9 protein-coding genes are annotated in these 8,423 nt (G+C 41.6%); all 9 read right to left on the reverse strand.

The window, feature by feature from the left end; all coding sequences use genetic code 11:
* Positions 1-431: 431 nt before the first annotated feature.
* Positions 432-758: a hypothetical protein gene (locus F0231_RS20640; RefSeq protein ID WP_171761551.1), complete on the reverse strand. Its 327-nt coding sequence runs from the start codon at positions 756-758 to the stop codon at positions 432-434.
* Between the two features lie 49 nt (positions 759-807).
* Positions 808-1,659, reverse strand: a complete 852-nt coding sequence (locus F0231_RS20645; protein ID WP_171761552.1) for an IS3 family transposase — start codon at positions 1,657-1,659, stop codon at positions 808-810.
* The gene (locus F0231_RS20860) at positions 1,656-1,874 is read right to left on the reverse strand and encodes a transposase (protein ID WP_216612387.1); all 219 of its coding nucleotides are present in this window, start codon (positions 1,872-1,874) and stop codon (positions 1,656-1,658) included. The genes F0231_RS20645 and F0231_RS20860 overlap by 4 nt, the downstream gene beginning before the upstream one ends.
* A gap of 121 nt (positions 1,875-1,995) precedes the next feature.
* On the reverse strand, positions 1,996-2,490 hold the full coding sequence (locus F0231_RS20655; protein ID WP_102426039.1) for a GNAT family N-acetyltransferase: 495 nt from the start codon (positions 2,488-2,490) through the stop codon (positions 1,996-1,998).
* Between the two features lie 99 nt (positions 2,491-2,589).
* On the reverse strand, positions 2,590-3,252 hold the full coding sequence (locus F0231_RS20660; RefSeq protein ID WP_171761553.1) for a hypothetical protein: 663 nt from the start codon (positions 3,250-3,252) through the stop codon (positions 2,590-2,592).
* A 732-nt stretch (positions 3,253-3,984) separates the two neighbouring features.
* Complete coding sequence (locus F0231_RS20665) at positions 3,985-4,245, reverse strand: hypothetical protein (protein ID WP_171761554.1); 261 nt, start codon at positions 4,243-4,245, stop codon at positions 3,985-3,987.
* Between the two features lie 1,016 nt (positions 4,246-5,261).
* Entirely contained in the window at positions 5,262-5,663 is a 402-nt protein-coding gene (locus tag F0231_RS20670; protein ID WP_171761555.1) for a hypothetical protein, read from the reverse strand.
* 943 nt (positions 5,664-6,606) lie between these two features.
* On the reverse strand, positions 6,607-7,164 hold the full coding sequence (locus F0231_RS21075; protein WP_171761556.1) for a hypothetical protein: 558 nt from the start codon (positions 7,162-7,164) through the stop codon (positions 6,607-6,609).
* Positions 7,165-7,399: 235 nt separating this feature from the next.
* The gene (locus tag F0231_RS20685; protein ID WP_171761557.1) at positions 7,400-7,756 is read right to left on the reverse strand and encodes a hypothetical protein; all 357 of its coding nucleotides are present in this window, start codon (positions 7,754-7,756) and stop codon (positions 7,400-7,402) included.
* Positions 7,757-8,423: the final 667 nt, after the last annotated feature.

Genomic DNA, 8,423 nt, shown 5'->3' on the forward strand with positions numbered 1-8,423 from the left:
TTTAAAGCCTAGTGTGTAATCACGCTGATTGCGCTTAACGTAGGTATTATTTGAAGTAGTCATAATTCGTCCTCAATGTGTAAACACATTTCAGGACGGGACACACCAAAGAAAGCTTTTGGGAAGACTAAGCAACAAAGCAGACTTTCAACGAGAGAATCAGCTTCTGAAACAGGAAATCTAAACCGAGAACAAACCAAAGAACGATTTTAACGCCCCCAGTAAGCTAGAAAGTGAAATGCAACAACTAGCAAAAAGTACACGAACATTCGCCCTAAATTTGCTGAATTAGCTACTTTTTCCTCATTGGCAACTAACGCCTTGTTAAGGGGTGAGAAACGCAATACCAAAGCCGCCGCATACCACCTTAATCACTAAAACCAACGCATAGTAAAAATGCCACGCGTTGCGAATCCCTCTTGAACAATTTGTTATGCGTTTCCTTCCAACAAGCTGCTGTCATACCAGATATCTTCGTAGCCATTGTTATCTATTAGGAAGCGGTAGCCAGGAGGCAAACCAAGATAAGCTTGCACTTGAGGTAGGTATTTAACTATATGCTCAACATGTAGCGGGCCAAAGAAGTCTGAGTTTGAAGATAACTCTTCACCGCACCAGATATACCAGCCATTAATACCATTTTCGGGAGCGACTCTCATACCATTAATAGGAACCTGACTTAAGGTAGAGAGTGCAAGTCCTAGTTTGCTACCGGCTTCCGGATGTTCCTTTGCTAAATCTTTAAACTGATTATCCAACTCTTCCTCCTGACGCTAGTGTACCCCACAAAAAGTGGACACAACATAACTACACACTTTCAAACTCTACTGGACTGACGTAGCCCAGCGCTGAGTGCTTTCTTTTTCGATTGTAATACACTTCGATGTATTCGAAGACGCCCAATCGTGCCGCTGCAATGCTGTCGTAGTCTTCAGCATAAATCAGCTCGACTTTCAGTCGGCTGTAAAACGACTCCATCACCGCATTGTCCCAACAGTTACCTTTACGGCTCATGCTAGGCACTCCTCCATGCTTTCGCATGAAGTCTTGATACTCATGTGCCCGATATTGCGAACCACGGTCTGAGTGGACTATGACGCCCTTAGGCGGCTTACGTGACTTGAAGGCCATATCTAAAGCGTTTGTGATGAGTTGAACGGTCATCGTGATGTCTAATGACCAGCCAATGATACGGCGCGAGTGCAAGTCCATCACCGTGGCCAAGAAGAGCCAACGGCTCTTCACCCAGATATACGTAATGTCCGTTACCCACTTCTCATTCGGGTGTTCGGCTTCAAAGTCTCTACGTAATAGATTATCCGCTACGTTTGTCATCGCTGCCACATCCTTCGTGTATTTAAACCCTTTTCCATTACGTGCTTTGATATCTTTTTCCTTCATAATATCAGCCACATAATTGGTGCTGCAGGCATAGCCTGCTTCATTCAGCGCTTCAGTAATTCGTACCGAACCATAACGTGCTTTATGCTCAGCAAACGTACATAGGATTAGCTGTTCAAAGCGCTGGCGGCGCTTTGAACTAGCACTTGGCTCTCGACTTAACCACCGGTAATAACCGCTACGAGAGACATCAAGGGCATGACACATATGCGTGACTTTGTATTCTTCAGTATAACTTTCAATGTATTCGTACTTCACTCTTGGCTCTTCGCAAAGTACGCCGACACCTTCTTTAGAAATTCCATTTCATCACGTAGGCGCTTGTTCTCGCGCCTTAGCGCGCGAAGCTCTTCGGACTCTTTCTTCGAGTAGTCAACACCGTCTAAGGTGTTAAACTGTTTATCAGATAGGCGTGTGAATTGACGCTTCCAGTTACGGATTTGCTGAGCACTGATGCCCAGCTCTTTGGCCACAGAACATAACGCCCAATTAAGTTGTGAGCAACGCTGCTACCTTACTAAAACACTGAACCGTAATCACCAAACAAGTTGAAACCTAAAGTGCCGAGCGTTGCGAATCAGCTTGAATTGCTTGTTATGTGCGTGCTAAACGATAGCGCCTTACTGTACCTTCATTATCATCTGTATAGTTACCCAGATATTCGCCACCGCAGTTTTCTATTACCTTTTGAGATGCTGGGTTATCAATTGAACAGGTAACAATAACCGAGTCATTTACAGCATTGTCGCGCACCCAAGCTAGAAGAAACGAAGCAACACCTTTACCACGAGCTGATGGCTTAGTCTCGTAACCAACATGCCCTATTACATTTTCTACGTTCGCATTAGTCCCAGTGCGAACTCGAATAGCACCTAGGATTTCAGAGTTTGAAATGCAGTAGTACGTTGTACTTGGTAAATACCCATTTGGTAATTCGGAGGTTGCCTTAGACCTCTCAACCAAACCAGACAAATAGACTTCAGGGTTTAGCTCAACATCTTCGTATTTTGGGATACCCGAATCGAAGCATTCTTTCGCATAACTCGCTAACATTGGAGCTAAATCAGGGCTAGCTTCTACTACTTCCATGTTTATTTTCCTCTAAAGCACATAACGCCGCGTTAAGTAGTGAGCAACGCTACCACCATACCTAAACTATAGTGCCGTAGACACTAATGCTAACTTAAACTACGACTGCCGAGCGTTGCGAATCTGCCTTAAACGCTTTGTTAGGCTTTGGTAGCTATTTTTAGGGTTATGACCCCATCTGGCAAGTATATAGAATGGCATTATTAAACACATATAAATGACTCCCGAAACGAAGTTGCTAACTAAGATCCCAGGAAGGAACTCTATTAGCTTGCTGAAGTTTTCTTTGGGAATACTCGCTTTAGACTGGAAAACTTCAAAAATAACACCTGCTGGCTTATAACCTACCCATACTAAAAACCAAGAGCCAGCTAATACTGGCGCCAAAAATAGTAGAGGGCGTAGGTTTCTATGAGGAAATATAAAGAATATGAGCATGATAGAAAATGTCGCGGCTAAGAAAGCCGTATGGAAATATACTTTCATGCCATTAAAACTAAACGCCTCTCCCCTGTACATTATAAGAACTAATGCTCCAAAGACACTAACAATGAAGTATCTCCCAAAATTACTCGAAGCTTTAAACCTCAATAGTATGTAGCCAATGACACCCCAAAATGCTGTAAGCCAAAGCGTAATTTCTGCATCTAAAAATGAGGAAGCAAGACTGGCTGAGTTGCTAATGGTTAAAATTACCCAGATTGAGGGAAGCAATAAATATGTAATTACCAACCTCAATATAAACCAGACTGCATTTTTCATAGTTACCTATCCTCTGAGAAGCCTAACGCCCAATTAAGTAGTGAACAACGCGACCACTTAACTATAACATTGTGCCATAAAACACTAGACTTAACCTAGAATGCAGATCGACAAGCGTTGTGAATCTGCTTAAATTGTTTGTTATGTTTTACCACAAGTCACTGACTTACTTGAGAAAGAACTGACACCTTTGACTACTGTTCTGAACCAAGCCACAACGCGAAAGCCAAATTGGTCACCAAAAGCGACCAACCAACAACAAGTACGAACACTTCCCTGCCCAATGAGGCAACCCTACTTAGCTCCAACAAGCGCCCTAGTCTCTTCTCACAACAGCGCAAAACAATGGTTAATTGCCGAGGCAACTGCCAAGGTAGAATGTTGCTTAGGAAAGAATCTAAAAGCGCCTTTAAGTCAGAGAGACAGAAACCTAGCCTACTCGACCTGACAATGAAGCAACCCACGAACATTGACATGTTTTACGGCCTAAGAAGTTCAAGAACTTAGGCCGACAATACTGACTTGCTGAGTCTACTAGGGACAAACTGCCTGAGGGACAAAGAACTAGAGCCTAAGATATTTAAGCCATTGAAATGCAAGTAAACATAACGCCCAATTAAGGTGTGAAGCACGCGACCACGACACTCAATTTGACTACCGTAAACACCGATTTCAACGCAAACCAAAAATGCCAAGCGTGCTGAATCACTCTTAAATTGTTTGTTATATCTGTCACCAACGTTTGCTTAGTAACCTGTCACCATTTTTATCAATTGATTTTTTGTCAACTTCTGCGTCAGCTTTGTAACGATCGGTATAAAGTTTCTCTCTTTCTTTGATGATAGACTCATCACCTTTCAAAAACTGTATTTCTACCTCAGCTTTTTTCTCAATTAACTTAATATACGCCTTTATGATTTCCGTATTATCTGGGTGCTCTTTTATAAGACCCTCAAGGAAAGCTGCGCTTTTTTCGTAAAACTGTGTATCCATATTTCCTCCTAAAGATATAACGCCGCGTTAAGTAGTGAGCAGCGCGACCACCAAACTAAACCTCTGCGCCATAAAACACTAAAGCCGATTCGAAGTGAAACCGCCGAGCGTTGCGAATCTGTGAATACGAGATAGCAGCAACAACATTGCTTTTGGAACGCTGAGATTAACAACTACGAACTATCAGCTTTCAAGGCAGCCTCGATTACCTAGCCCTTTCAACACTTTGAGCCAGTGAAACTCACAACCGACCAACACTAAAAACCAATGAGGCAACCCATGAAAATTGACATGTTTTACGGGTGGAGTGATTCAAGAATTGGAGCCGACAATGATGAATTGCCGACTTAGAAAATCGGATAGCCAAAGGAAGCAAAGAAGAATAGAAATGAGAAACTCACCGTACCTTGCCTAACGCCCAATTAAGTAGTGAGTAACGCTACCACTTAACCAGAACATTGTGCCCTAATCACTAAAGCTTATTCAAACCCAAAATGCCAAGCGTTACGAATCTGCTTAAATTGTTTGTTAGTTGCCTACTCTAAGCCTTGGACTTGAAGCTCATTGAGACTTTGCCAACTCTGTTTCTGACGCTAGCTTAAAAACCAAATCAGGCGCAGTTTCAAAGCGACTGCCACTGAAACCACTTGGAATTCACAGCGCCGTAGAAAACGGACTTTAAACACCAAAGAACACTTTTGAAAAGACTAACCAACAGAGCAGACTTTCTACGCGCAGTTTAGCTTCTGAAACAGAAAGTCCAACCGAGCACCAAACAAAGTACTATTTTAACGAACCCTATGAGCTAGACAATGAAGTGCGACAGACTAGCAAAGAACACACTGAAACTAGCCCTAAACTTGCTATTTAGTTACTTTTTCCTCATTGGCAACTAACGCCCAATTAAGTTGTGAGCAACGCTGTCACATTGCCTAAGCATTTCACCGTAATCACCAAACTAATTGAAACCGAAAGCGCCGAGCGTTGCGAATCAGCTTGAATTGTTTGTTAGGTGATTATTCTTCACCAACCTCTTGCTTCAGTTTTTTTATACTAAGACGAGTTAGTTCATCTTGCATTGGTTGTATAACTTTATGCCAAGTTCGAAAACCATACCCTACCATTAAACTACCAATCGCAATGATTACCCCGATACACGCAATGAAGAAATTCTTGTTGCTTTGCGAAACCTTAAGCTTACTTTCTATGATCTGCACTCTAGCTGTATCTTCCAGAGAACGAACTTCCTCTGGGATATGGATTAGCTTCTTATACTCGACGGTAAGATCATAAACTAAGTTATTCGTTGACTGGTTAACATACAGTAAAGCACCTGATGCAAACACTACTAATAGCAACCCAAATAGAGCATAGAACTTATAAATATTATCCGTAGGTAACGGAATTCTACTTTCCACAATGCCTCCATATTTCGTATTTTCACCTAACGCCCAATTAAGTAGTGAGTAACGCTACCACCTAATCAGAACATTGCGCCCTAATCATTAAAGTTGATTCAAACCAAAAATGCCGAGCGTTACGAATCTGCTTAAATTGTTTGTTAGGCTAGTTCTGCCTCAAGTGCTTATAAGCTTTTTTGACCTGCTCATAGACAATCAGGCAACACTAAAGGCCTGATCTGACTACGAAACAGAGAAAAGTGTCAATCCTGCGACAATAGCCTAACGCCCAATTAAGTTGTGAGCAACGCTGCTACATTACCTAAGCACTGCACCGTAATCACCAAACCAGTTGAAACCGAAAGCGCCGAGCGTTGCGAATCAGCTTGAATTGTTTGTTAGGCAAATTTTCTACGTATTCACTAACTTTGCTTGAAAACAGAATACCTTAAACACGATAAGCAACCAACCAATTACCCACTGACTTTTTGTGATTCTAGAAGGACTGAAGTCACTATGTTACAGCCGAGATTTCAACAACCACAAAATGCGCCCTTTCAGCGACAAAGTAGGTTTTGAACCAGAGAAATTCAACGCTGCGAAATGACAGCAAAAACGAAACCCCCGATTAACTTGCCCTTTCAACACTTTGAACCAGTGACACTCACCACCAACCAACATTGAAACCCAATGAGGCAACTCACGAACTTTGGCATGTTTTACGTTTGGAGAGATTCAAGAATTTGAGCCGACAATGCTGAATTGCCGACTAAGAGAAACTAACTGCCAGAGGGAACAAGAAGATTAGAACAAAGAACTTTCCTGCCCTTTGCCTAACGCCCTGTTAAGGTGTGAGTAACGCAATACCTAGGCTCCCGCATATCACCTTAAACACAAAGCGCAACGCATGGCAAAAATGCCAAGCGTTGCGAATCACTCTTAAACAGATTGTTAAATGGCTTTATTTAAGTCCGATCGCAGCTACGATAGCTGCGATGAAAACACCAATTAAGACTTTTCCCCACCCTGTATTATGCCATGCTGGGTCATCATTTTTAGCTGAATCTATGACAATATCCACAGATGCATTTTCAGGGACAGTCTCTATACCGGCATCTTTTCGCATTTCACGTAAGTCGATTTCTTTTTGGATTTGAGCTCTTAGCTCGTAATATTTGCTTTTTAGTGCTTTGTGATCGCCAATAAAAAAGGCAGAAACCATAATAACTACTAAAGGTATGGCGAGAATGGAGTACATCTCAATGACGTCTGGTTTACCCTCAAAAGGAATATACCTAGCATTTTCCCATGCTAGATCGACTGGAAAAACATAGGTAATAGAAATTGCTTGCGATGCCAGCAGATTTAGATTTTGGAATAAAGGAAAATCAGCGCCTTTACTAGCAAAGTAAACGGTTTTAATAAGTACCATCAGTAAATAAGCAATGGCTAGTAGAATGCAAAATCTAGCAACCATCGCCTTACGGCTGGTTTTACGCAATTTATCTCTTAACTTCATAAATATTCCCACACCACAAACCAAATGTATGCATATACATTACTATATTTATATACAGTGTCAATTGGTATTTACTTGATGAATTCGAGAAGCCATTTAACGCCCAATTAAGGGGTGAACAACGCCTCCACCCAACCCTAAAGCATTGTGCCATAAACACTAAATTTGAAGTAGAAGCAAAAATTCCGAGCGTTGTGAATCCCTCTTAAATTGCTTGTTATGTGCTACTCAAGGACTAATCAAATGTACAATTTTTAAGTTCTTGAACCTGTGCACTCATCAATTCACCCTTGCCATTGAGGACAGCGAAGCGTGTATATAAATAATTGGCGTTTTCTCTCCACATAATATCGCCAGTAGTAAACCGATCACCATCTTGATTTTGAAACTTCAGCTCTCCAAACAAGTTTTTATTAGTTATCGTGTAGGTATTAGATTGAAGAGCGCTCCGATTACTATCAATTTTGTGGATAAGACTATCCTCTTTCACTTCCCATGATACTGTAACTTCTTCATTTACTGGGCACGCAATCATAACTGGTTCGTATGCAGCAACCGTTAGGGGTAAGAACATCAAGAAATATGGTTTCATCTATGCCTCTTCAACTAGTAGTTTATCGCTCACAACCTTACCTAAACTGTAAGGTTTGGGGAATACTTAATATGTAGCTCATAACGCCCAATTAAGTAGTGAGTAACGCTACCACTTGACCAGAACATTGTGCCCTAATCACTAAAGCTAATTCAAACCCAAAATGCCGAGCGTTGCGAATCTGCTTAAATTGTTTGTTAGGTGCCTACCCGAAGACTTTACTTTGAAATTCATTGAGACTTTGCAAACACCGCCTTTACGTACTTTGAAAAAACCAAGTCAGGCGCAGTTTCAAAGCGACTGTCACTGAAACCACGTGGAATTTACAACGAAGTAGAATACGGACTGTAAGCACCAAAGGAAGCACTTGGAAAGGCTGATTAACAGAACGGGCTTTCAACGAGTGGACCAGCTTCAGGAACAGAGAATCCAACAACAAACTAGCCAGAACTGCACTTCCACCAATTCGAAAGCTAAAAGGTCCAACACGAAAACCCAGCCCAAAACACACTGAAATTAGCCCTAAAATTGCTGATTTAGTTACTTTTTTCTTCTTTGGCAACTAACGCCCAATTAAGTAGTGAACAACGCTACCACTTAACTAAAACATTGTGCCATAAAACACTAAACTTAACCTAGAATGCAGATCGACAAGCGTTGTGAATCT

This window comes from Vibrio sp. RE86 (assembly GCF_013114545.1).
Taxonomy (GTDB): domain Bacteria; phylum Pseudomonadota; class Gammaproteobacteria; order Enterobacterales; family Vibrionaceae; genus Vibrio.

Coding starts and splice junctions, on each gene's coding strand:
- F0231_RS20655 (WP_102426039.1), bottom strand. CDS start 2,490: ATGGAAGTAGTAGAAGCTAGCCCTGATTTAGCTCCAATGTTAGCGAGT.
- F0231_RS20660 (WP_171761553.1), bottom strand. CDS start 3,252: ATGAAAAATGCAGTCTGGTTTATATTGAGGTTGGTAATTACATATTTA.
- F0231_RS20665 (WP_171761554.1), bottom strand. CDS start 4,245: ATGGATACACAGTTTTACGAAAAAAGCGCAGCTTTCCTTGAGGGTCTT.
- F0231_RS21075 (WP_171761556.1), bottom strand. CDS start 7,164: ATGAAGTTAAGAGATAAATTGCGTAAAACCAGCCGTAAGGCGATGGTT.
- F0231_RS20685 (WP_171761557.1), bottom strand. CDS start 7,756: ATGAAACCATATTTCTTGATGTTCTTACCCCTAACGGTTGCTGCATAC.